The sequence below is a fragment of the Psychrobacillus sp. FSL K6-4615 genome (genome assembly GCF_038008225.1).
Lineage (GTDB): Bacteria > Bacillota > Bacilli > Bacillales_A > Planococcaceae > Psychrobacillus > Psychrobacillus psychrotolerans.
In genome coordinates this window covers 2,841,199-2,866,249 of record NZ_JBBOYQ010000001.1, presented here as the reverse complement: position 1 = coordinate 2,866,249, position 25,051 = coordinate 2,841,199, and the positions used below count along the sequence as shown (strand labels likewise).

General features: G+C 37.1%; 23 protein-coding genes. 13 read left to right on the top strand and 10 right to left on the bottom strand.

Translation table 11 applies throughout. The features are described 5' to 3' along the window. Nucleotides 1-110: 110 nt before the first annotated feature. Nucleotides 111-1,913: a M3 family oligoendopeptidase gene (locus MKX53_RS14395; protein ID WP_340912106.1), complete on the top strand. Its 1,803-nt coding sequence runs from the start codon at nt 111-113 to the stop codon at nt 1,911-1,913. Between the two features lie 6 nt (nt 1,914-1,919). Further along, nucleotides 1,920-2,468 carry a GNAT family N-acetyltransferase gene (locus MKX53_RS14390; protein WP_340770072.1) on the top strand — a complete coding sequence of 183 codons (549 nt, stop codon included), beginning with the start codon at nt 1,920-1,922 and terminating at the stop codon, nt 2,466-2,468. A gap of 94 nt (nt 2,469-2,562) precedes the next feature. Here the strand turns inward: MKX53_RS14390 and MKX53_RS14385 are convergent, their stop codons facing one another. The 4 genes from MKX53_RS14385 to MKX53_RS14370 all read right to left on the bottom strand — a co-directional run bounded on the left by MKX53_RS14385 (nt 2,563) and on the right by MKX53_RS14370 (nt 6,046). Further along, on the bottom strand, nt 2,563-3,132 hold the full coding sequence (locus MKX53_RS14385; protein WP_093538146.1) for a beta-class carbonic anhydrase: 570 nt from the start codon (nt 3,130-3,132) through the stop codon (nt 2,563-2,565). 196 nt (nt 3,133-3,328) lie between these two features. Beyond that, on the bottom strand, nt 3,329-4,336 hold the full coding sequence (mreBH, locus tag MKX53_RS14380) for a rod-share determining protein MreBH (RefSeq protein WP_340912105.1): 1,008 nt from the start codon (nt 4,334-4,336) through the stop codon (nt 3,329-3,331). Nucleotides 4,337-4,589: 253 nt separating this feature from the next. Then, complete coding sequence (locus MKX53_RS14375) at nt 4,590-4,724, bottom strand: hypothetical protein (RefSeq protein WP_281249761.1); 135 nt, start codon at nt 4,722-4,724, stop codon at nt 4,590-4,592. 89 nt (nt 4,725-4,813) lie between these two features. Next, nucleotides 4,814-6,046, bottom strand: coding sequence for an aminopeptidase (locus MKX53_RS14370; protein ID WP_340912102.1), 1,233 nt, complete (start codon nt 6,044-6,046; stop codon nt 4,814-4,816). Between the two features lie 191 nt (nt 6,047-6,237). Here MKX53_RS14370 and motA point away from each other — a divergent pair, with 191 nt between their 5' ends. The 4 genes from motA (at nt 6,238) to MKX53_RS14350 (ending at nt 9,916) form a co-directional block, all read left to right on the top strand. Next, on the top strand, nt 6,238-7,041 hold the full coding sequence (gene motA, locus MKX53_RS14365; RefSeq protein ID WP_340912100.1) for a flagellar motor stator protein MotA: 804 nt from the start codon (nt 6,238-6,240) through the stop codon (nt 7,039-7,041). Beyond that, on the top strand, nt 7,025-7,798 hold the full coding sequence (gene motB, locus MKX53_RS14360) for a flagellar motor protein MotB (RefSeq protein ID WP_340912098.1): 774 nt from the start codon (nt 7,025-7,027) through the stop codon (nt 7,796-7,798). The genes motA and motB overlap by 17 nt, the downstream gene beginning before the upstream one ends. A 109-nt stretch (nt 7,799-7,907) precedes the next feature. Further along, nucleotides 7,908-9,008, top strand: coding sequence for a carbohydrate kinase (locus MKX53_RS14355; protein WP_340912096.1), 1,101 nt, complete (start codon nt 7,908-7,910; stop codon nt 9,006-9,008). Beyond that, entirely contained in the window at nt 9,005-9,916 is a 912-nt protein-coding gene (locus MKX53_RS14350; RefSeq protein WP_093538151.1) for a pseudouridine-5'-phosphate glycosidase, read from the top strand. Before MKX53_RS14355 ends, MKX53_RS14350 begins: the two co-directional genes overlap by 4 nt. Nucleotides 9,917-10,322: 406 nt before the next feature. On the opposite strand, the gene MKX53_RS14345 is transcribed toward MKX53_RS14350, so the two are convergent. Further along, nucleotides 10,323-10,544, bottom strand: coding sequence for a DUF1128 domain-containing protein (locus MKX53_RS14345; RefSeq protein ID WP_093538152.1), 222 nt, complete (start codon nt 10,542-10,544; stop codon nt 10,323-10,325). Nucleotides 10,545-10,608: 64 nt separating this feature from the next. Next, a complete protein-coding gene (locus tag MKX53_RS14340) occupies nt 10,609-11,967 on the bottom strand; it encodes an alanine/glycine:cation symporter family protein (RefSeq protein ID WP_340770061.1) in 1,359 nt (452 codons plus the stop codon). A gap of 189 nt (nt 11,968-12,156) precedes the next feature. Between MKX53_RS14340 and MKX53_RS14335 the strand changes: the two genes are divergently transcribed. Both MKX53_RS14335 and MKX53_RS14330 read left to right on the top strand, forming a co-directional pair. Then, nucleotides 12,157-12,540, top strand: a complete 384-nt coding sequence (locus MKX53_RS14335) for a hypothetical protein (RefSeq protein WP_093538154.1) — start codon at nt 12,157-12,159, stop codon at nt 12,538-12,540. A gap of 26 nt (nt 12,541-12,566) precedes the next feature. Then, entirely contained in the window at nt 12,567-13,535 is a 969-nt protein-coding gene (locus MKX53_RS14330; RefSeq protein ID WP_340912093.1) for a YihY/virulence factor BrkB family protein, read from the top strand. 30 nt (nt 13,536-13,565) lie between these two features. On the opposite strand, the gene MKX53_RS14325 is transcribed toward MKX53_RS14330, so the two are convergent. The 3 genes from MKX53_RS14325 to MKX53_RS14315 form a co-directional block, all read right to left on the bottom strand. Further along, on the bottom strand, nt 13,566-15,476 hold the full coding sequence (locus tag MKX53_RS14325) for a heavy metal translocating P-type ATPase (protein ID WP_340912091.1): 1,911 nt from the start codon (nt 15,474-15,476) through the stop codon (nt 13,566-13,568). Between the two features lie 144 nt (nt 15,477-15,620). Continuing rightward, complete coding sequence (locus MKX53_RS14320) at nt 15,621-17,150, bottom strand: fumarate hydratase (RefSeq protein ID WP_340770055.1); 1,530 nt, start codon at nt 17,148-17,150, stop codon at nt 15,621-15,623. 1,085 nt (nt 17,151-18,235) lie between these two features. Beyond that, nucleotides 18,236-18,421, bottom strand: a complete 186-nt coding sequence (locus tag MKX53_RS14315) for an SE1561 family protein (RefSeq protein ID WP_093538158.1) — start codon at nt 18,419-18,421, stop codon at nt 18,236-18,238. Between the two features lie 391 nt (nt 18,422-18,812). Between MKX53_RS14315 and MKX53_RS14310 the strand changes: the two genes are divergently transcribed. Then, on the top strand, nt 18,813-19,991 hold the full coding sequence (locus MKX53_RS14310; protein WP_340912089.1) for an MFS transporter: 1,179 nt from the start codon (nt 18,813-18,815) through the stop codon (nt 19,989-19,991). Further along, nucleotides 19,988-21,739, top strand: coding sequence for a methyl-accepting chemotaxis protein (locus MKX53_RS14305; RefSeq protein WP_340912086.1), 1,752 nt, complete (start codon nt 19,988-19,990; stop codon nt 21,737-21,739). Before MKX53_RS14310 ends, MKX53_RS14305 begins: the two co-directional genes overlap by 4 nt. 58 nt (nt 21,740-21,797) lie before the next feature. Here MKX53_RS14305 and MKX53_RS14300 read toward each other — a convergent pair whose 3' ends face one another. Continuing rightward, complete coding sequence (locus tag MKX53_RS14300) at nt 21,798-22,025, bottom strand: hypothetical protein (protein WP_340912084.1); 228 nt, start codon at nt 22,023-22,025, stop codon at nt 21,798-21,800. A 235-nt stretch (nt 22,026-22,260) separates the two neighbouring features. Between MKX53_RS14300 and MKX53_RS14295 the strand changes: the two genes are divergently transcribed. The 3 genes from MKX53_RS14295 (at nt 22,261) to MKX53_RS14285 (ending at nt 25,027) form a co-directional block, all read left to right on the top strand. Further along, complete coding sequence (locus tag MKX53_RS14295) at nt 22,261-23,457, top strand: MFS transporter (protein ID WP_340912082.1); 1,197 nt, start codon at nt 22,261-22,263, stop codon at nt 23,455-23,457. Nucleotides 23,458-23,686: 229 nt separating this feature from the next. Then, nucleotides 23,687-24,124, top strand: a complete 438-nt coding sequence (locus MKX53_RS14290; RefSeq protein WP_340912080.1) for a hypothetical protein — start codon at nt 23,687-23,689, stop codon at nt 24,122-24,124. A gap of 63 nt (nt 24,125-24,187) precedes the next feature. Beyond that, nucleotides 24,188-25,027, top strand: a complete 840-nt coding sequence (locus tag MKX53_RS14285; RefSeq protein ID WP_340912078.1) for a DUF2785 domain-containing protein — start codon at nt 24,188-24,190, stop codon at nt 25,025-25,027. The last annotated feature ends 24 nt before the right edge of the window (nt 25,028-25,051 follow it).

Here is a 25,051-nt window from a genome sequence, read left to right as displayed (position 1 = left end):
CAACAAATTAGAATTATGAATGTTATGTGACGAAATTGGGACAATCTGTATGAGGAAAACATGATATACTAGAAATCTAATATAATTGTCAATATAGGAGGAATATTTAGATGATTGAACAAACTTATCCGGTTGTATGGGATCTTGATCGCTTTTTTGAAGGGGGTAGTAGCTCTCCATCTTTAAGAAGCCATTTGGATGAAGTAAAAGGAAAGCTAAGCAGTTTTGACACAAAACTCCAAGACTTTAACTCACCAACATCTATAGCAGATGTCTCCGTTATTGAGCAAACAATAGAACAATTAAAAGATATCGCAACAAATTTATCTGAAGCTGGAGCAGTAATAGGTTGCTTTATGGCACAGGATACAACTGATAAGCAGGCAGCATTATTAGAAGGGGAGATAGGGTCACTTTATGCTAGATTCTCTTCTCAAATGCTCACAATTCAACAAGTGCTAAGTAAAACAGAGGAATCTGTATGGGAAGATCTACTTCAAACACCTGAGCTTTCTTCATTTGCATTTGTGTTGAATGAATGGAGAGAAGAAGCAAAAAGAATGCTTTCTGAAAAAGAGGAAGACATAATTACTAAACTTGAGGTAGATGGCTATCATTCATGGGGACAACTTTATGATTTACTTGTAGGTGATATTCGTATTAAACTTACAATAGATGGAGAAGTAAAAGAAATGTCAGTTGGACAGGTTAATAATCTGAGCTCCCATGAAGATGCAACGATTCGAAAAGAATCATTTGAAGCACTTGAAGCTTCTTGGACAGATAAAGAGGAGTTTTTTGCAAAAACACTGAATCATATTGCTGGCTTCCGTCTTGCAGTTTATGAAAAGAGAGGATGGAATTCTGTTTTAGAAGAGCCTCTTCATATTAATCGTATGAGTGAACAAACACTAGATGCAATGTGGGGAGCTATCTCTAAAAATAAAGCTCCATTCGTAGAATACTTAAACAAAAAATCGGCAATGCTAGGCGAAAAACAAATGCATTGGTACGACTTAGATGCACCCGTGAGTACTTCTACAGAGAAAATGGATTATCAACAAGGTGCTGAGTTTATACTAAAACATTTTAAAGAATTTGGACCAAAGTTAGAGTCATTTTCAAGAAATGCGTTTGAAAAAGGTTGGATTGAAGCAGAGGATCGTCCAAACAAGCGTCCAGGAGGATTTTGTACAGGAATGCCTGTAACAGAGGAATCACGCATTTTCATGACGTATAGTGGGTCTATGTCCAATGTTTCTACGTTAGCTCATGAATTGGGTCATGCCTTCCATTCATATGCTTTAAGACCAGTACATTGGATGAACCGTCAATATGCTATGGGTGTTGCGGAAACTGCATCCACATTTGCTGAAATGATAGTTGCCGATGCTGCTGTAAAGGAAGCAACAACTGATGATGAAAAAATTGCTTTACTAGAAGATAAAATTCAACGTAGTGTAGCATTTTTTATGAATATCCATGCTAGATTCTTATTTGAAACTAGATTCTATGAGGAACGTAAAAATGGAATAGTTTCTGCTGCTCGTTTGAATGATTTAATGGTTGCAGCTCAACAGGAAGCATACGGGGATGCATTAGACACAACACATCCTCATTTCTGGGCATCTAAACTGCATTTCTATATAACGGGAGTACCATTCTATAACTTCCCATATACATTTGGTTACTTATTCTCTTTAAGTATCTATGCTAAAGCTATAAGTGAAGGTGCGAACTTTGAAGAGAAGTACATTGCATTATTGCAAGATACGGCAGTAATGTCGGTAGAAGACTTAGCGATGAAACATTTAAATGAAGACATTACTCAAGAAGCATTTTGGATAAAAGGAATTGATCTATGTATCCAAGATGTTAAAGAGTTTATTCAATTGACTAACGCAAAAGGGTGAAGGTGTTTGATTTATCTAGAAGGAGATACATGTTATTTACGAACATTAAATACGAAAGATGCACCAGCTCTAGCGGATCTGACTTATCGCAATAAGATGTATTGGTCTGTTTATGAACCGCTGCATCGGGATGATTATTATACTACTTCTGTCCAACGGGAGAAAATTCGGGAATCTCTTATGCTCTCAAAGGAAAAAAGAGAGTATAGCTTCGGGATTTTTGAACATCAGTCAGACAAAATGATTGGTAGTGTATCCTTATACAGTATTAAAAGAATGCCTTTTTCTAGTGGGCTTATCGGGTATTCTATGGACGAATCCAATATTGGAAAAGGGATTGCTTCTGAAGCGGTTCACCTTGTGAAAATATTCGGATTTGAGCATGTCCAACTAAATCGTATTGAAGCATATGTATCTCCAAATAACCCTGGTTCTATTAAAGTATTAGAGAAAAATGGCTTCAACCAAGAGGGATTACTACGAAAACTACTTTATATCAATGGTAAATGGCAGGATCATTTTATCTATGCATCCTTAACAGAAGAAGATATTTAACAAACTTAAAACCCACTTATTCATTTTTCATGAATAGGTGGGTTTTCTTTAGAATTCATTATTTAGTCTCGCTGTCGATTTCCCTGGAAATAGTTTATTTCTTGTCGATATTCCCATCAGTCACTAAATCTAGACGCCCGGTTTCCGGATCTATAATTAGACCATGAACAGGGATTTCCGGAAGCATAAGCGGGTGATTACGAATCATTTCAACACTATGTAAGACACTACTTTCTACGTTAGAAAAACCTTCCAACCATTTTTCTAAGTCCACGCCAGAATTTTTAAGCGTATCTAATACACGAGGATCTACCCCACGTGTAATCATTTTATCAATCATTTTATCGGTTTGTATAGCACTCATTCCACAATCATGATGACCAATTACATATATCTCATCGGCCTGAAGCTCATAAACAGCTACCATAAGACTACGCATGATTCCACCAAATGGATGGTTGATAATTGCGCCAGCACTTTTAACGATTTTGACATCGCCATTTTTAAAATTCATGGATTTTGGAAGCATCTCTGTGAGTCTTGTATCCATACAAGTTAAAATAACAATTCGTTTGTTTGGAAACTTTGTAGTTAAAAAAGGTTCGTAAAGTTTACTTTCTACAAAATGATCATTGTAAGTTAGAATTTCTTGTAAGCTTGGCATCGTATTCCTCCTTTAGGTTATAATTATATTTTATAGGAAATGAAAGATAATTGCTTTATTTAATACTTAGTACTTCCTATTCAATTTAATAGTATACAAAAAAGCAAAATGTTGTTCATCTGAATGAACAGTATTTTGCTTTTTCATTAGGTATTTTTATATTTTAAGGTCTAGAAACCATTAAGTGAACTTTATTTTATTTCGCTAGTTTTTGTTTTCGGTCTGAGACAATATAGGATTTCCCTGTCCCAATAGCAACAGATTGTAATGGCTCCGGTGCAAGGTGAACTGGAACTTCAATGACCTGAGTTAACCATTCGGAAATACCTTTTAGTAGTGCTCCACCACCAGTTAGTATTACCCCGTGATCGACGATATCTCCAGCAAGTTCAGGCGGGCAAGTTTCCAACGTAGCACGAATTGCTTCTAAAATTGTTTCCAGTGATTCTGTTAAAACTCCTTGAACTTGAGTAGACGATAGATAAATGGTCTTTGGTAATCCACTCACTACATCTCTCCCGGTAACTTGCATTTGTTCTATTGCATGGGGAACTAAAGCATGTCCAATAGTCATCTTTATAAGTTCAGCGGTAGGTTCGCCAATTATGACATTATATTCTTTTCGGACAAAGTGAATAATCGCTTCATCCATACGATCTCCAGCAGCCTTTACTGTATTAGATGCGACAACACCACCGAAAGAAATAATACCCACTTCCGTAGTACCTCCACCAATATCCACAATCATACTTGCCACTGGTTCATCTACAGGCAGACCAGCACCGATTGCAGCTGCAACAGGTTCTTCCATTAACTGAACTTCCTTTGCTCCACTTTGTCTTACGGCATCTTGTATAGCTCTTCGTTCAACAGAGGTTGCACCAGATGGAGTACATACAACAACAGTTGGTTTTCTCAAAGAAGTGCCAAGTTTTTTTCCTGCTTTTTGCATAATAAGTTTTAATAATTGTGTTGTAATATCAAAATCGGCAATTACGCCATCTTTTAGAGGACGTATTACCTCAATAGAAGTGGGAGTCTTGCCAACCATTTTTTTTGCCTCTTCACCAAAAGCTACAATTTCACGAGTTTTAGTATTTACTGCTACTATGGTAGGTTCATCTATTAATAAGCCTTTGCTTTTTGTATAAACTAATGTATTTGCTGTACCTAAATCTATTCCAATATGTGAGTTTGAAAACATTTGTCTTCCTCCTATTCCAATCATACTAAATAAGTATAATAGATAAACAGAGGTTTGCCATTTGTCACATTATGGTATTTTACATATATTTCATCAGATTTTAGGTCAATAGAAATAGAGAGGGACATAAAAATAAACGAATAGTATTGGTTTGTCATCTCTTTGTAATAGTTTTGTAGTTAATTTGAGAACAAAAAGAGATAACATAACATAAAAAAACAACCGTCAGCTTACTCGACGGTTGTTTTTGGTATTATTGAAAAGGTTTTGGATCTATCGTAGTGGAATCTTTTGAATTCATGCCTTTTCCGAAGAAATGTAAAATCGCATATCCAACGATTCCCATTACTACAGAAAATCCAAGTACTGTAGATATGAATAAAGCCATTATTAAACACCTCACTAGTCTTGTTTATTTGATTATAACCCAAATTCGAAAGAATAGTAACTAGTAAAATATTGAATTATAGTTAACAATTAAAATGCCCAGTTCCCATTACGGAATATTGGCTCTGTAGTTCCATCTTCTTTTATACCGTCAATATCCATTTTATCTGACCCAATCATGAAATCAACATGTGTAATACTTTCGTTCAAACCATTTTCTGCTAGTTCTTCACGACTCATATTTTTGCCACCTTCTAAACAGAAAGCATATGCACTTCCGATTGCTAGATGGTTAGATGCATTTTCATCAAAAAGAGTGTTGTAAAATAATAGATTTGAATTAGATATCGGTGAGTCATGTGGTACAAGTGCAACTTCGCCTAAGTAATGAGACCCTTCGTCCGTTGCCACTAAGTTCTCCAGAACTTCTTGACCTTGTTCTGCCACCACTTTAACAATACGACCATTTTCAAAAGTAATAGTGAAATTATCAATAATATTTCCACCATAGCTTAATGGTTTCGTGCTTGCTACATAACCATTAACGCCTGTTTTCAATGGGACAGAGAATACTTCTTCCGTAGGCATGTTAGCCATGAAAGAAAATCCTTTTTCGTTTGTGCTGCCAGCTCCACACCATAAATGACCCTTTGGTAATTCAATAGTTAAGTCCGTACCTGGAGCAGTATAATGAAGCTTTTGATAATTTTTTTCGTTTAGATAATCTACTTTCGTGTGTAAAAGGTTATCGTGGTCAATCCATGCTTGCGTTGGGTTAGCAACATCCGCACGAACTGCTTGGAAGATTGCTTCCCATAATGCTGGTACTTGTTCCTCTTCTGATAGCTCAGGGAATACCTTTTTAGCCCAAGCTGTAGATGGAGATGCAATTACTGACCAACTTATTTTATCGGATTGCACATATTGACGATACTTGCTCAGAGCTTGACCAGCAGCTTTTTGGAATGCTGAAATTTTAGAAGAATCCATGCCTTTTAATAGGTCGGGACTTTGGCTGACAACACTTATAAATGCTGCACCACCATCAGCTAATAGTTCTTTTTCTTGTGCTTTCCAAGATGGGAAGAAGTCAAATGAATCCTCGGGTGCCAGTTCATAACGAAGACGAGTAATCTCATCGTCTGTTAAATCTACGAATACTTGTTTAGCTCCGGCTATGTATGCTTTTTTAGTAATTAATCGAACAAGTTGCACACTATCCGTTGAAGCGGCGATAAATAAATTTTGACCAGGCTGAATGTTTACTCCTACTTCTACAACAAGAGAAGCATAATTTTCTAGTTTTGTGTTGAAAGATGTCATTTAGATACTTCCTTTCTATTATTATCTCCATAGTATCAGTATTGAACATGTATTATCAATATTCAAATTTGTCTATTAGTAAAAATTTGTTCATAATTTAGAAATTTAATATAAACATTCTGGCAACTTATATTAATAAAATATTTATCTTGCCGAAATAAAGTAGAGAAATAGAATGTGGGGGAAGTTGAATGGATAAGTCTACAGTGTTTGGTTTAATAATAGGATTTGTATCATTATTAGTTGGGATGGTTATGAAAGGTGTTACCATAGGAGCATTATTAAATCCTGCAGCAATCTTAATCATCATTTTCGGTACGATTGCTACAATAGTTATTGGATTCCCAATGAATGAATTAAAGAGAATACCTAAGCTTTTTGGCGTTATTTTTAAGGAAAAAAAACTAGTACCAGATGTTGAAGTTATTAAAATGTTCTCTAGCTGGGCAGATTTAGCAAGAAGAGAAGGGTTATTAGCGCTTGAAAGTAAAACAACAGATGTAGAAGACCCGTTTTTGAAAAATGGTCTTACATTAGCAATTGATGGACAAAATGCAGACTATATTCGAGATGTACTAACAGAGGAAATTGACGCACTAGAGGAAAGGCATTCTGGTGGTGCTCAAATTTTTACTCAAGCTGGTACATATGCTCCAACGCTTGGTGTACTTGGAGCAGTAGTAGGTTTAATAGCTGCTTTAAGTGATATGAGTGATATCGATAAACTAGCTCATGCTATCTCTGCAGCCTTTGTCGCAACTCTTTTAGGTATTTTCACTGGATATGTTCTATGGCATCCATTTGCAAATAAATTAAAGCGTAAATCGAAACAAGAAGTTAGACAAAAGACAATGATGCTAGAAGGAATACTTTCTGTATTAGAAGGAGATGCTCCTCGAGTTATTGAACAAAAACTAGCTTCCTACTTATCTATGTCTGAGCGTAAAAAAGTTTTAGATGAAAGCGGGGAGGCTGGCCTTGGCAAAGAAGCATAAAAAACATAAGCATGAAGAGGAAGTAAGTGAAGCTTGGCTTCTTCCATATTCGGATGTTTTGACCTTATTATTAGCATTGTTTATCGTATTATTTGCTACGAGTTCCGTAGATCAGCAAAAAATGGAACAAATGTCTGAAGCCTTTAACCAAGTTCTTAATGGTGGGACTAGTGTTTTTGAACAACCGTCTCCGGTGGAAATGCCTGATACACCTAATGATTCAGGCAAGGGAGAAGATGGAGAGAGTAAGGCTTATTTGGAAGATCAGCAAGCACTGTCAGAAATTCAAGATAGTGTTGATGAATATATAGCGGTAAATGCACTTGAAAAACAATTTATTACGAAACTTACGGATGAAGGATTACTAGTAACAATAAGAGATAGTATCTTATTCGATACCGGGGAAGCCGAAGTAAAAGGGGAATATCGTCAAATTGCAGTAGATATTTCTGATTTGCTAGTGTTTGATCCACCAAGAAATGTAGTTATTACTGGTCATACAGATAATATTCCGATCTCTAGTAGTGAGTATTCTTCTAACTGGGAACTGAGTGTAATGCGTTCAGTAAACTTCCTAAAAATATTAGCAGGCAACAATACGATAGATCCTCTATATTTTAGTGCGAAAGGTTACGGTGAATTTAAACCTGTAGTTGCCAATGATACTCCAGCAAATAGAGCAAAAAATAGAAGAGTTGAAGTACTCATTCAACCACGTGTTTTAGAAGATGGTACATTAAACGATAAACCTGAGTAAATAGAGCAACTGACAACTAGATTAATGGTTGTCAGTTTTTATTTGACTTATTAAAACAAAAGTTTATAATTGAAACATAAGTTTAAAGTGGCGAGGAGGTGGAAAGTAAATGAATTCAAAAGAAACAAGTATTTTAAAGTACTTACGAGAAAACCCGTATGCTTCTCAAATGGAAATAGCAAATGAATTAAAAATGTCTAGACCAGCCGTTGCGAATATAATCTCCCAATTAATTAAAAATGGGAATATTACAGGAAGAGCGTATATATTACCTGAGAATAAAGAAATTATTTGCATAGGCGGAGCGAATGTAGATAGAAAATATACATTGAATAATAAACTCCAAATGGGTACATCCAATCCGACATCCAGTATACAAAGTGTAGGAGGGGTTGCAAGGAATATTGCTGAAAACTTAGGTAGACTAGGACAATCTGTTCGCTTATTGTCTGTTGTAGGTACCGATATGGAATACGAAGCGATTGAAAAAGCCTCTAGTCATTGGATGAATTTATTTTCAGTCGAAAAGTTACCAAATTACACAACTGGAACATATTCCGCAGTGTTAGATTCAACGGGAGAAATGCTTCTTGCTTTAGCTAATATGGATATTTATGAACAGTTAACTGTGGATTATTTAAAGAAACACGAAGCTCATTTGACCAATGCACAGCTAATCATTATAGACATGAACTGCTCGAAAGAAGTAATAGAATATATTCGAACTGTCTCTATTGGACATAATATACCGCTTGCTTTAATACCTGTATCTTCCCCGAAAATGGATAGAATGCCTGAATCCTTAGAGGGGATTGAGTGGTTAATCACCAATAAAGATGAGGCAGAAACGTATTTAGGTGTGAGCATTAACGATAAGGAATCTTGGGAAGAAGCCACAAGACTATTTGTGCAAAAAGGTATTTCTCATGTCGCTATAACTTGGGGGAGCCAGGGCATCATGTATGCAGGTAGTGATATGGAAACGTCGCATTTTCCAGCAATACTAGTGGAGAATGTAATTGATGTAACAGGAGCAGGAGATGCATTTGTATCCGCAACTTTATATGCATGGTTAAATGGTGATGTTATTTCAACTGCTATACAAACAGGTATGTTAAATGCCAGTAATACAATTCGTTCAAGCGAAACGGTAAGAACAGAACTTTCCAGAAATAATTTAACTAATGAGATGGAGGAATTTATAAAATGAAACAATATATCACTTATTCAGAAGAAGTAGCAAAAGGTATGCAAGAAGGAAAGGCTATAGTAGCGCTAGAGTCGACGATTATCTCACACGGTATGCCATACCCTCAGAATGTAGAAACAGCTAGAAAAGTAGAGCAAATTGTACGTGACAATGGTGCCGTTCCAGCGACTATTGCTATCATGGACGGGAAGATTAAAATCGGTTTATCTGATGAAGAATTAGAAACACTAGGAACTAGCAAAAATGCAAGAAAAACTTCTAGACGAGATCTTGCATACGTTGTATCTTCAAAAGAAATTGGTGCAACTACAGTAGCAACGACAATGATTTGTGCAGAAATGGCCGGCATTAAGCTATTTGTTACAGGTGGAATTGGCGGGGTGCATAGAGGCGCAGAAACGACGATGGATATCTCTGCTGATTTAGAAGAACTAGCAAATACAAACGTTGCAGTAGTTTGTGCAGGGGCAAAATCTATTCTAGATATCGGTTTAACTCTAGAGTACTTAGAAACAAAAGGTGTTCCAGTTGTAGGCTACAAAACTGACTCATTCCCAGCATTTTATACAACGACAAGTGAATTCAATGCGGATTTCCGTTTAAACAGCGAAAAAGAAGTAGCAGAAATGTTAAAAGCTAAATGGGATCTTAAGTTGGATGGAGGAGCAGTAATTGCAAACCCTATCCCAACAGAACATTCTTTAGAAGACTCTTATATTAACTCGATTATCCAAACTGCTTTACAGGAAGCTGAAGCAAATGGCATCAAAGGAAAAGACGTAACTCCATTCATGCTAGGTAAAGTAAAAGAGCTAACAGAAGGTAAATCTTTAGAGGCTAACATCGAACTAGTTTATAATAATGCTCGAGTTGGTTCTAAAATTGCAGTCGAGTTAAATAATCTATAATCATAAGGGCTATCTATTGTCGGTAGAAGACAATAGATAGCCCTTTTTTACAAGTTAAGCAAGTTATAAAAATACAGTATGAACACTTGATTTTGCAGAGTATTTAAGAATGATAACACTACTGATTTCCGTTACATATGGAGAACAAAGGCGAGGACGCAGAAAGCGTCCGCTCGGAGTAGAAATCAATGGCATATTTCCGTATTTGTTTTAAAAGGACCGGGCGCATTTGGGAAACATTTGAAATATAAATGGATAAATTATTCTTTCCGAAAGTAAATCTCCATCAAGAGCAAGTAAATGGCTATCTAGTGGTAATATGCCTTAATTCTTCCTTGATCTCTTAAATGGAATAAAATAATAAAGTTGACCATGAACGAATTCATGGTCAACCATTATCATATGATTATTTACGTAAGTTTCCTAGTTCAGATGCGATTGCTTGCATTTCACTTGGACTAAAAGTATCTCGTTTTTTTACCATTTCATATAAGTAAACAAGATCTTCATATTGTGTTGCATTAAAGTCTTCTGCTCTCATTGCGTCTACATTGACCATACGAAGCTTTTCTTTAATTGTTTCAATCATATACGTTACATTTTCCGCTGAGGGTTGTGATAGATCCATTCTTAGTAACCTGCCTTTCATACATTAGAATTATCATTTCACGCTACGCCTACAATGTCAAACACTAAATAGATTTTGATGCCTCTTTTTCTTCTTTTAATTTCTCCTGGATTTTCTTCGTTTCATAAATAATTACTCCAGACAGTCCTAGAAGACCTATTAAGTTAGGAATTGCCATTAATGCATTGGTAATATCAGAGAACGTCCAGATTAAATCTAGAGAAATGACTGACCCAACAAATACCATCAAAACAAAAGCAATACGATATACAATTAGAAGAGAAGGATTTTTAAATAAATATTGGAAACATTTCTCGCCATAATACGCCCATCCGATAATGGTAGAAGAAGCAAAGAATATCAATCCAATTGCCACTACTATTGGTCCGAGGTCACCTAAGAAGTGGCCGAATGCTCCGGTTGTAATTTCATTTGCAGCTAGGCTTTTATCCGTATATATTCCCGACATAACAATTGTAATACCAGTAATGGAACAAATGATAAATGTATCAAAGAACACCTGTGTCATGGAGATAAGTCCTTGCCTACCTGCAAGATCTGTTTTTGCAGCAGCTGCCGCAATAGGAGCAGAGCCTAAACCAGCCTCATTGGAGAAAACTCCACGAGCAATCCCGTAACGAATAGCGGCACCGATTGCTCCGCCTGCAGCGGCTTCACCAGAGAACGCCATTTTGAAAATCGTAGCAAAAGCTTCAGGTATTGCAGTAACATTCATAACCATGACTATTAATCCAGCAGCTACATAGAATATAGCCATTACAGGAACAAAAATTGCCGTAACCTTACCGATAGATTTAATACCACCTAAAATAACTAAAGCAGCAAATACAGTTAGTACAATTCCTGTTATCCAATTATCAATACCAAATGTAGCATTAACTACTCCAGCAACGGAATTCGATTGAGTACCGTTACCAATACCGAATGCCGCAATTGCTCCAAAAATTGCGAATAAAACAGCTAACCACTTTTGTTTTAAGCCATGCTCTAAATAGTACATAGGTCCGCCGGCCATTTCGCCATTTGCATCTTTTACCCGATACTTAACTGCTAGTACGGCCTCTCCATATTTTGTTGCCATCCCGAAGAATGCGGAAACCCACATCCAAAATACTGCACCTGGTCCACCTAGAACTATAGCAGTGGCAACACCAACAATATTACCAGTTCCCACTGTTGCAGCCAGTGCAGTCGTAAGAGCTTGAAACTGTGAAATATCTCCTTCTGCCGACTTATCATGGTTTTTGGAGAAAACTTGCTTTAAAGCAGCAGGTAACAAGCGTAATTGTAAAATTCCTAAACGCACTGTCAAATAAATACCTGTACCTACTATTAATACAAGAAGTGGGATACCCCATAAAAAAGTAGAAACGGAACCTAAAAACTCATTTAATTTTTCCATCGACAAGAACCTCCACATATTTAAAATGAACTCTATCATCCTTTCAAATTATTTCTCCTTGTTACAATATTCGTAAAATTATGAGTTCTAGTCAAGGGTATTTTTTAAATATATAAAATTATTGTTTGATTCTTTTTTACTGAGGGTATAATTAAATCATCTATATAGTTAAACTTGGAGGTAATTCGGATGAGTGAAAATAAATTTGTAAAAGGCATTTTATATGGAGCAGTTGTGGGGGGAGCAATCACCCTACTAGATAGAAAAACTAGAGATTCAGTTATGAACAAAACAAGATACGTACGAAATGAAATTAAATATTACAGCAAAAATAGAGAAGAGTTAAAAAACAATATTGAACAGCAAATAACAAAGTGGAAGTCTGTCTATGATCAATTTTCATCGGATGCTATGTATTTAACTGAAAAAGTGAACGAGGCTAAAGAAATAACGCCTCAGGTTAAAACTTTATTTACAGATACAAAAGATGCATTTTCCCAATCAAAAGAAGAATACAAATCAATTGTAGTTCCTGAACAAGAAGAAAAAAGTATTTTTGAACCAAAAAAGTAATGGCCATAACGAAAGGAGAGGATGAAGTGAAAGAATTTCATAAGACTGAAGAAGATGCGAACCCTTCATCCTCAAATAGTAGTTGGTACGAGAAGTTAAAATTTCTTAATATAAAGAAGAAGGAAAAGCAAGACGTGCACCATGATCTTACAACATGGTCGGGATACATAAAGCATTTAATACAACATATTCAAAAAACAGATATTGCAGGATTAGCAGCTCAGTTAGCCTACTTCTTTCTATTATCTTTATTTCCCTTACTAATTTTCATAGTTACTTTGTTGCCGTACTTAAATATTGACGAGGCGCAAGTCTTCCGTCTATTAGAGAACATCGCGCCACAGGAAGTATATATCCTTATTAGTGATACGTTATCTGAAGTTCTTACAAATAGAAATGGTGGGCTATTATCCATCGGGATCATTGGTACGATATGGTCTGCTTCTAATGGAGTGAATGCAATAGTTAAGTCGTTAAACCTTTCATATAGATTGGAAGAAACAAGACCCTTTATAATTGTTCGACTATTATCTATCGTGTTTACGTTATTAATGATTATGTTGTTTGTAGTAGCACTAGTATTACCAGTCTTTGGTCAGCAAATCGGAACAATTCTCTTCTCATACTTTGGGTTTGAAGAAAGTTTTGTAACGCTTTGGAATAATTTAAGGTGGACGATTAGTCCATTAATCATGTTTATCGTTTTAATCGCGTTATATTGGATTGTCCCGAATACAAAACTATTCTTAAGAAGTGTACTACCAGGGGCTGCTTTTGCAGCAATTGGTTGGCTTCTAGTATCATTAGGATTCTCTTTCTATGTTAGTAATTTCTCTAACTATTCGTCCACCTATGGAAGTATCGGGGGAATCATCGTATTAATGTTATGGTTATATATATCAGGGAATATTTTGTTGGTTGGCGGTCAAATAAATGCAGTTATGCAGGAACGTAAAATAGCATTAGAAAAAAAAGAAACAGAAGGACACGTTTAAACGTGGTCTTCTGTTTCTTTTTAAGTGCTCCTATATATTTCGATTCAACATACGTAATCCATTTAATATAACTAATATGGTACTGCCTTCATGACCAATAACTCCTAATGGAAGATCTACTACTTGAAGGAAATTAGAGACAATGAGTAGGGCGATTACCGTTACGGAAAATACGATATTTTGCTTAACGATACGTCGCATTTTACGTGACATCTTCACTGCGTACGCAATTTTAGATAAATCATTTTTCATTAATATAATGTCAGCAGTTTCTAGTGCCACATCTGTACCTTCTCCCATGGCAAATCCAGTAGTTGCTGTTGCAAGTGCTGGAGCATCATTTATACCATCTCCAACCATCCCAACAAACTTATGTTGCTGTAGTAATTCTTTCATATGCTTCACTTTAGTTTCTGGTAAACACTCTGCAATATATTGGTCAATACCAGCCTCTTTTGCGATGACACTTGCAGTCTTTTCATTGTCCCCTGTAAGCATTACCGTTTTAATACCAAGGGATTGAAGTTGTTTAATCGCAGCCTTTGCTTCTTCACGGACCGTATCTTTTAATGCAGCTACAGCTGCGATTCCTTTTTCATCTCGCATAAAAATAACTGTTTTTCCTTCTTCAGCAAGTGTAATAGCGATACCATTTTGAAAGGCAAAGGCATCTTTCCTATTAACAAAGTCAGGTTTTCCAACTAGTATTGTCTCTCCATCGATAGTAGCTTGTATTCCAAATCCCGGTTTGTCTTCAATAGGAATAAGGGGTAAATTTCCTACACCTTCAGATTTTGCAAAGGCTGTAATTGCCTGAGCTAGTGGATGATTGGATTGACCTTCAATAGTTGCAAGCTTTGTTAACGTAGCTATTCTATCTAAATCTGGTCGAACTAAATAATCTGTTACAACGGGTTTCCCGGTTGTTAATGTACCAGTTTTGTCTAATGCGATTGCTTTCATCTCACTGATGTTTTCTAAATGTACTCCACCTTTGAATAATATCCCCATTTTAGCACCGTTCGAAATTGCTGCTAAAGTGGCTGGCATGATCGAAGCGACCAGAGCACAAGGAGATGCCACTACCAATAAAACCATTGCACGATAGAATGTGGTGTTCCAGTCCCAATCAAGTAGGTAGTGGGGAAGGAACAGCATAAATGCTACTGAAATTAGAACCACTTTCACATACGTACTTTCAAAGCGTTCGATAAACTGTTGAGCAGGAGACTTTTCATCCTGAGCTGTTTGCACAAGATTAATAATTTTTTGGAATAGCGAGTCCTTGTTATCCTTCGTCATTTCCATCGTAATAGCACCGCTCATATTAACAGTTCCTGCGAAAAGTTCATCATTTAATTGTTTAGTTACAGGGATTGACTCGCCACTTATAGCAGACTCGTCAATCACAGTAGTTCCGCTTAGTATTTTACCATCTGCAGGAATTCGTTCACCTGGCTTTACAATTAAGTGATTGCCTACTAAAAGTTCACTTACTGCAACGCGAGAGCTAGTGCCATCATTATTTAAACGCAACGCCTCATCGGGTTGGAGCTCCATAAGAGAGGAAATTTCCTTTTTGCTTTTATTCATCGTGTACGTTTCAAGGGCACCACTTACAGCGAATATGAATATTAGAATGGCACCTTCCGTCCAATAACCAATGATGGATGAGCCTATTGCTGCAAGTATCATCAGTAATTCTACATTTAGTTCTTTTTCTTTAAATGTTTCTATTAAACCTTCTTTGGCTTTTGCATATCCACCTATTATAAATGCAAGTAAGTAGAAAATAATTGATGCAGTTTCTTGATCGGTATTTCCTAACAGCCAAGCTATGAGGATTAGTATCCCAGAGAAAAGAGCTGCGATCAATTCAATATGAGACTTTAAGGTTTCAAGAAATAATGGGGTAGATTTACTCTCAGTTATTGTTGTCATATAAAAACCTCCTTGATAATGATTTTCAATATTAATAGTCCTTATAAATGAAGAAAATGGACTTCCAATAGGAAATCCATTTTGTATTTATTACTAATTTATAATTATTATAATCTAGAGGTTTTTATAAGTCAACTGTTTACATTAACTGAATACTTTTTCTTTATAAGCTGATAGTTTTTCAAGTGAAGATTTTTCTACATCAGCATGTAAGCTATTACCATGGGAATCCATTGTTACTACAGCTGTGAATTTTTCGACACGAAGATGCCACATAGCTTCAGGAATGCCGAATTCCATCAAGTCCACACCTTCTACCCCTTTAATACAATCTGCATAATACTGAGCAGCTCCGCCGATTGCATTTAAGTAAACTCCACCATGTTCAGAAAGAGCAGCAAGTGTTTTGGGACCCATTCCACCTTTACCGATTACTGCACGAATGCCAAATTTCTTCATAATATCGCCTTGGTAAGGTTCTTCACGGATAGATGTAGTTGGACCTGCAGCACGAACATGCCAGTCACCTGCGTCATCTTTTTGCATGACAGGACCACAGTGATAAATAATTTGCCCATTTAAGTCAACTGGTGCATCATGGCTCATCAAGTGGTGATGTATTGCGTCACGGCCAGTATACATACGACCACTGATTGAAACAACATCTCCGACCTGGAGTGCACGAATTTGTTCCTCTGTGATAGGAGCTTGTAATTCTACTACTTTTTGAGGAGCTTCTTCGGAAGATTGGTCTTTGAACTCAATTTTCTCTCCATCTTGGTAGTGCCATTCGATAATTTCACCTGTAGTGGAGTTAATATTAATCGCCATACGACGGTAAGCCCAACAATTATAAGCAACAGACACATAGAAACTTGCAGGAATACGGTGCATTACTCCAATTTTACAGCCAAGTAATGTAGCTTCTCCACCGAAGCCCATTGTACCAATGCCTAGTGTGTTAGCTTTTTCAACTATATATTGCTCTAATTTTGCTAGGTCAGGATTTGGGTTTGTATCTTCTACATGACGGAATAATTGTTCTTTGGCTAAATCATATCCAGAAGAACGATCCCCACCGATTCCTACTCCGATAAAGCCAGCTGAACAGCCTTGTCCTTGTGCTTGATAGACAGAATGTAAAATACATTTGCGAATTCCGTCTAAGTCACGACCAGCACGACCTAATCCTTCTAACTCAGTAGGTAGGCTATATTGAATATTTTTGTTTTCACAGCCGCCACCTTTTAAAATAAGCTTCATCTCAATGTAGTCGTTTTCCCATTGCTCAAACTTAACAACAGGAAGACCATCCCCTAAATTATCCCCACTGTTAGCACCGGTTAAAGAGTCAACTGCATTCGGACGAAGCTTTGCATCTTTAGTAGCTGTAGCTATTGCACGCTTAATCGCTGCTTTAATTTCTAATTGGTTCACGCCAATAGGTGTTTTAATCTTGAAAGTTGGTAAACCCGTATCTTGGCAAATAGGAGAAACATTATCATCTGCCATTTGAATATTATTTGTGATCGTATCTAAACTCATCGCAGCTCGAGTACCAGCATTTTCAGCAGCTTTTGCCTTTTTTATCGCACGTCGAACATCCTTAGGTAAATTTGTAGAAGTTTCGGTAATTAAATCATAAATACTTTTTTCTAATTGCTCCAATTGCATGAGGTGAACGCTCCTTTTATATGTAAATAGGTAACAAACATTACAAGTATACTATTTTATGGAGATGAAAAAAAGAGTAGCTGAGGGAATAAATACTTGGAATGGCGTAAGTGCGGGGACAGTGGCTTCAGGGGAAAATGCTCTCACACTAGTAGAGGCTTAGGAGAGAGGTGTATCCGTAGGGAACCACCCGAGTGTCCAAGTAGAGTGGTCATCAGCCTGAGAGAAGAAGTTATGTGCCCGAGAACCACGGCTATCCGCCCAGGAAACGCCCGATCGCCCAAGAGAACGGCTTATCCGCCCGAGCGAAGTAGGTATGCGCTCGAGAACCACGGCTATCCGCCCACGAAATGCCCGAGTGCCCAAGAGAACGGCTTATCCGCCCGATCGAAGTAGGTATACGCCCGAGAACCACGGCTATCCGCCCACGAAACGCCCGATCGCCCAAGAGAACGGCTTATCCGCCCGAGCGAAGTAGGTATGCGCCCGAGAACCAAGGCTATCCGCCCACGAAATGCCCGAGTGCCCAAGAGAACGGCTATCCGCCCGAGCGAAGTAGGTATGCGCCCGAGAACCACGGCTATCCGCCCACGAAACGCCCGATCGCCCAAGAGAACGGCTTATCCGCCCGAGCGAAGTAGGTATGCGCTCGAGAACCACGGCTATCCGCCCACGAAACGCCCGATCGCCGAAGAGAACAGTGTATCCGCCCGAGCGAAGTAGGTATGCGCTCGAGAACCAAGGCTATCCGCCCACGAAACGCCCGATCGCCGAAGAGAACAGCTTATCCGTCCGAGCGAAGGAGCTATGCGCTCGAGAACCACGGCTATCCGCCCACGAAACGCCCGATCGCCGAAGAGAACAGCTTATCCGTCCGAGCGAAGGAGGTATGCGCCCGAGAACCACAGCTATCCGCCCACGAAACGCCCGAGCGCCCAAGAGAACGGCTTATCTGTCCGAGCGAAGGAGGTATGCGCCTGAGAACCACGGCTTATCCGCCCGATCGAAGTAGCTATCCGCTCGAGATCTACAACCATCCATCCACGAAAAAAAAGTTCGGAATGATTTCATTCCGAACTTTTTAATTATTCTTTTGTGTTTTTAAACTGTTCAACTTTTAACTCAAGGTCGTCCATCATTTGAATCAGGCGGTCTATATCTTCAAGTTCAGTTGTTTCAGGTTCGATTGTGTCTAAAACTTCTAAAAACATTTGAAGTCGATCTTTTAAATAAGATACTTGTTGTTCTGGATTTGAAATTTGTTTACCCACAGAATAACACCTCACTTTAGTATAGGATATAGGAAATTGTAAAGAAAAGATAGGTCTAAAGAGTTAATTTAATGATTTCTATATTTACAATGTTTACAATATTCTGTTTATATGATAAAGTATCAATAAGATACATAGAAGGGAGGCCGTAGTGAACAGTCGACCATTCTAATCAGTTGAAAGAGGGTGTATAGACATTTCACCGGCAGACAGGCCGAAAATGCAGTTATGAATATACAAGTAAATAATAGTTATATGTAAAGGCTCAGTCCATTATCTTACAGAGATATCGGCTGAGCCTTTTGTTGTGTAAATTTATATATTACCCATTCTTATTCTCTGCTAAACTAAAGCTATTATGAAAATAGTTTGGATAAAAAGAGGTAATAATATGCATGAATTTACATTAGAAGAAAAAAGACGTTTTAGAATATTAGTTGCTATTGTTTCGATATCTGGTTTTTCGCAAGGGATGTTGCTTCCTTTAATTTCTGTAATTTTTGAACAAGATGGTGTTAGTGCTACTTTAAATGGATTAAGTGCAACTGGATTATACATAGGTACGTTATTAATCTCTCCTTTTATGGAACCACCTCTACGAAAATTCGGATATAAACCGATAATAATTGTAGGTGGACTTCTTGTTATTGTGTCCTTAATGCTTTTTCCTTTGTGGAAAAGTGTAGCATTTTGGTTTGTGTTGCGGCTATTGATCGGAATTGGTGATCATGCTCTTCATTTTTCGACACAAACTTGGATTACTAGCTTTTCACCACAGCATCGATTAGGTAGAAATATTGCTATTTACGGATTATCATTTGGCGTAGGTTTTGCGGTGGGACCTTTATTTGTCCAATTAGTGGAGATCTTTGAAGGTTTACCGTTCATTGTTTCGAGTATCCTTTGTTTAGGTGCGTGGGTCCTTGTATTCTTCATTAAGAATGAAAAGCCTGAAGTTTTTTCCGATAGTGCCTTAATAGCTGGGACCTGGAAACGCTTTGGAGCAGCATTTGCAGTTGCATGGATAGCATTTATACCACCGTTTAGCTATGGTTTTTTGGAGTCCTCACTGAACGCAATCTATCCGGTGTATGCACTACGTAATGCTCTAGAAGTTACAGATCTTTCTTATATATTAGCAGCATTTTCTATCGGGGGTGTTGTATCTCAGCTACCATTAGGGGTATTAAGTGATCGCATCGGTCGAAGAAAAGTGTTGATCGTGGCATTGGCCATGGGCTCTTTAACATTTGGTATAGCTAGTATGTTCGAAACTTCCGTACTAGTCATAGGAAGTATGTTTTTTATAGCAGGTACATTTGTAGGTTCAACGTTTTCCCTTGGTATTTCGTATATGACCGATTTAACACCAAAAGAATTACTACCAACTGGCAATTTACTCTGTGGAATTTTCTTTAGTTTAGGAAGCTTGTCTGGACCATTTTTAGGTGGGCTTTTCATACAACTATTTGATGGCCTAAGTTTCTTAATACTTATAGCTCTATTGTTAGGTTCATTATCATTTCTTATACTCATCTCCAATCCACAGAAGAAAGGTCGATTGTTATGAAGCAAAAATCATCTAAGTTAGGAAGTAAAATTACACTCTATATTGTCGTAGGGATACTATTACTCGTAGCATTATTTACCACTGTCCTTGTTTACAACACGAACAAAACTGTAAAAGATTCATTAGGGGGAAATGGCATACATATTGCGCAAAATATCGCAACGTTAGTAGATGTTCCAGCCTATGAAGAATTTAAAAAGAACCCTGAACAAAATGAAAAGTACTGGGAATTAAGAGAAGAGTTAAATAATTTATTAATACAAAATGGCATATTATATGCGTATATTACGGATATTCCTAAAGAAGGAGAAACAGCCACCATCATTGTCGATGCTGCAGGAAAAGATGATGATAGTGCTTATTTACCAGGGGATATAAGTGAAGGAACAAATTATGAAGCTGTAGAAGGTGCATTAACTGGAAGTGGAAGCTACACAGACTTAATTGAGGATGAAGAATACGGGGAATACTTATCATCGTATGCTCCTTTGAAAAATGAAGCAGGAGAAATAATTGGGATTGTAGGAGTTGATATTTCTGCAGCGAATGTCCAAGTAATTCAACAAAAAAGCTTAAAAGAATCTGTTCCTTTTTCTTTGATAATGGTTATTCTGTTAGGTACAGTCATCACTTTAATACTCTATCGTTATGTTCGAACTGCCTTGAAGCCACTAACAAATATGCAAGATGCTTCTATTAAGTTTGCAAATGGAGACCTTCGAGGGGCTGAAGAATTATTAAAATCGGTGTCATTAAAACAGAATAATGAAATATCCGATTTTGCTAAATCATTCCGAAAATCCATTGTTCAATTATCCTCTATTTTAACAAATATGAATGGAACAGCGGGTTCGCTATTAAAAGTATCTGATGAATTAGAGGAAGTAATGAAGTCAGTTAGATCCTCAAATGATGAAATATCAGAGAGTATTTATAAAATAGCTTCTGGATCTGAAATACAGAAAATAAATAATGATGAAGCTCTAACTGCTATGGAAGAGATGACTATTGGCATCCAGAGAATTGCAGATTCTTCTACATCAGTGGCCACATCATCTAGTGATATGACAGAACTTGTTACCTCAAGTGCAGCAAATTCTATGACAGTAGTTCACCAGATTAAAAACGTCGAGGCTTCTGTATTGGCAACTGAAAAACATGTGAAAGATCTAGGAGAGAAATATCAATCCATTGAAGAGATGGTTACAGTGATTACAGGTATTGCTGATCAGACGAATCTACTAGCATTGAATGCAGCTATTGAAGCGGCTCGGGCAGGTGAAGCAGGTAAGGGCTTTGCTGTTGTTGCAGATGAGGTTAGAAAACTAGCAGAAATGTCGAGAAACTCTGCGGAGGAAATACGTGATCATATTCAAGGATTCCAAACAGTAACTGTTCTAGCACTAGAAGAAATGGCTAGAAGCGCAAAAGATGTACAAAGTGGATCATTAGCCGTCGAAGAGATCGGAAACGATTTGAATAAGGTACTGGAATCTGTTGTCCGTGTAAATGAAGAAGTGCAAGATGTTTCAGCTGTAACAGAACAAATGTCTGCAAGCTCCGAAGAAGTACTTGCATCCATGGAGCAAGTTACCGCTATTGTAAATGAGTCAGTAGAACAAACGAAAACTGTTGCTGTTTCGGCAGATTATCAAGTGGATACCGTTGAAAACTTAGACAAAACAATTCAAACTCTACAACAATCAGCCCGTCAGCTTCAAAAAGCAATTAACCAATTTAATCTGTAATAGCGAAGCACTAAGGATTGTTCTTTTTTAAGAACAACCTTAGTGTTTTTGCTTTTGGCTATTTTAAAGATAAAGGCTTTTCTGGTCTATTAGGGCAATATTTGCAACTAGGGTCGCTACATTTAGAGTCTATCCAACTATTACATTTAGGACAAAAATACGTATCAAAATTATCATAATAAACTAAATTAAACTTGCAGGTTGAACAATACTTTTCTTGTTCAATTTGACCATAAAATTCAAAGTCATCTACTATCACTTTGTTATCTACTTCTTTTATTTTCATGAAAATCTCCCCCTTAAGTTCATTTCCTACGTCCCATCCCTGAAAATAACATTATATAAACAACTCTTGACAATATTCTGAATAATAGGTTAGTCTGAGTTAATTATAGTAAAGGGAGAGATTCATATGCAAAGAATAACACTGACTTCTTCATTCAAATTGGAGGGCATGTTGGTTTAATAATATGATCTCCGATTTGATTCAATCCAGAATCAACTAAATCGGAGGAATTATAGTGAGCATACAAAATTTTTATTACACAATCACAAGTTCTAGATCGTTTTTTATCCAAATTGTGTTTACATTAAATGCTATTTATTATGTAACGCAAGCAGACTTAAATGCATTGCAACTGGTTTTAATCGGCACAATTATGGAAGTTTCCGTTCTCTTGTTTGAAATGCCAACGGGCTTGTATGCAGATCACTACGGACGAAAACGTTCACTAGCACTGGGCACAGTTATTATTGGTTTGGCACATGTTCTTGAAGGGAGTACGCCAGAATTTTGGGCGATTGCTTTCGCTTCTGCGATGTGGGGAATAGGCTGGACTTTCATAAGTGGAGCTGAACAAGCATGGATTGCGGATGAGTTAGACGGCGAAGACTTAGACACCACGTTCATTCGTGGTTCCCAATTTTCTTCTTTTGCACGTTTCGCAGCAATTTTGGCCAGTGTGGCAATTGCGGCTGTTTGGTCGGTACAAACGGCGATTATATTTGCAGGTGTCATGCTGATTGCCCTTTCATTCTGGGCATTCATCAAGCTACCCGAAACCAAGTTTGTCAAAGTAACACGTGAAAAAGGTGTCTCGGGTGTCACTCATATGGTTACCACTATCAAAGCTGGACTATCACAGATTCGTGGGAATACTATGCTAGTTAGCATAGCGGTAGTTACATTATTATGGGGACTTGCGAGTGAAGGATTCGACCGTTTATATGGTGCCCATTTCATTACTGACTATAATTTGTCGGAAGATGAGTCCATCTACTGGTTCGGTGCTTTTTATGCGATTGCATTTTTACTTAATATTGTCGTACTACGTTTTGTTGAGAAAAACGTGAAAGGTCGCTACGCGGCTGTGCTATTGCTTATAAATGCTGTGTTGACAGGAACGATGCTAATTTTCGCATGGACAGGTCATTTCTGGGTAGCTGTGGTGATGTACTGGGTGACAAGTGCACTGAGAAACGTAAACTATCCATTAATGAGCATCATTACAAATGAACAAATTGAATCGAAAGGTAGAGCAACAACACTTTCCATGTTTGGGCAACTTGATGCTTTTGGACAAATTGTTGGGGGCCCATTAGTAGGATTGTTAGCATTATACACAACAATTGCAGGAGGCATTTCGGCATCTGCATTCCTAATTTTACCCGTTCTTTATTTCTTATGGCGAATGAAGCGGAAAACGGTTCATTCATAATTTTTTAGTACTTGATGCGAATGAGCATCAGGTACTATTTGATTGGAGTGATATGTGATAAGAAGCTACTCCATCAATATGATGCCAGTTGTTGTAGCCCCTTTAGTTTAAGTGATAACCTTCACAACAATGATGTATGTATCTTTACCATAACCGTAATTGTGTAACTTTTCTGCTTACTTTACGTATAATCAATAAATACACTACTTCAAAAAAAGGAGTGGAATCGATGATAACGCTGAATGCAGAAAAAAAGTATATAAATTTACTTCTATACTTGCTTCTCATAGCTTTTGTGCTTGTCACATACACCTTGGATTTATATCCAGGAGCACATCAAATAGATTATAGTGATGAGCAATCTTTTACTATAACTAAGAAAGGTATGCTTCACTCGGAGCAACATAAGGTTATCAAAACAGAGGAATCCACCTTAAAAGTTGCACTGATAGATTATGAGGTAAATTTTCTGAAGGCACTTTGGCTTGCGGGTATTATAGTATTCTCCATGTTTTTTATTAATCTTGTTAACTTACTGGAACAAGGGAGTATTAAGCCAGCCCTAATAATATCAGCTATTTATATCGTTATTTTTATAGGGGCTCTTTTTGTCTATATAGATAGATTCCTTTTTGTAAATGAAGTAATTAAGAAATTAATAGTTTGAAGATCAACTAAAATGAAAAATAGATATTGTTTATTGAAGAATGGAAGGAAATGATATTTTCAAATGGAAGCAATGGAACTTAAAGAGATATTATCGGAGCTTAAAAGTGGGGAAAGAATTTGGGAAGCCGAGGAAACAGTCATTATTATCAAATCGATGATTGAACATATTGGTTCTTCAGATGGCGAGTTGAGAGATCAATTAATATATAGCTGGTTTTATCATTTAATAATAAAAAAGAATTTGCTAGATCAGGATCTGTTGAAGGAACTATTAGAAGTGGCACTAAAGGATTTGTTATTGAAAGGTATTGGAGATAAAGACACAGATACTGTATTCACAAGGTCTTTTACTACTCTTTTAATAGCACTTATCTTATCTAGAGACAACGAAGATGACTTTCTTAGCCAAGATGTAATTTTGCAAGTAAAGAATAAAATAGTAGATTATATTAATCTTGAAAAAGACTTAAGAGGATATATTCCATATAAAGGATGGGCTCACAGTGTAGCGCATGTCGCAGATACTTTGGATGAATTGATAAAAAGTAAAAAAGTGGACGAAAAATACTTTGGAGAAATCTTAAATGCACTGTGGGATAAAGTCCTTGTTTCCACTACTGTTTACATTCACGAAGAGGAGGAAAGAATATTAGTTCCAATACTGGAGATGCTCGAACGAGGTCTAGAAATAAAAGAAATACAATCATTGTTACAGCAAATACCAGATGAATTACATAAACAGAAAATGTTAGTGAGTGAAGAAGAGTATTGGTATTTATATGCAAACTGCAAGTCATTCTTAAAAAGCTTTTTGATTGAAGTTCAAAAAAGACCAAAATTATATCCTTTGCAAAAAAGTATTGAAGATTGCCTTGAATCGGAATGGAATCTTATGTCATGAGAAAAGGACAGACAAGTTGAATGT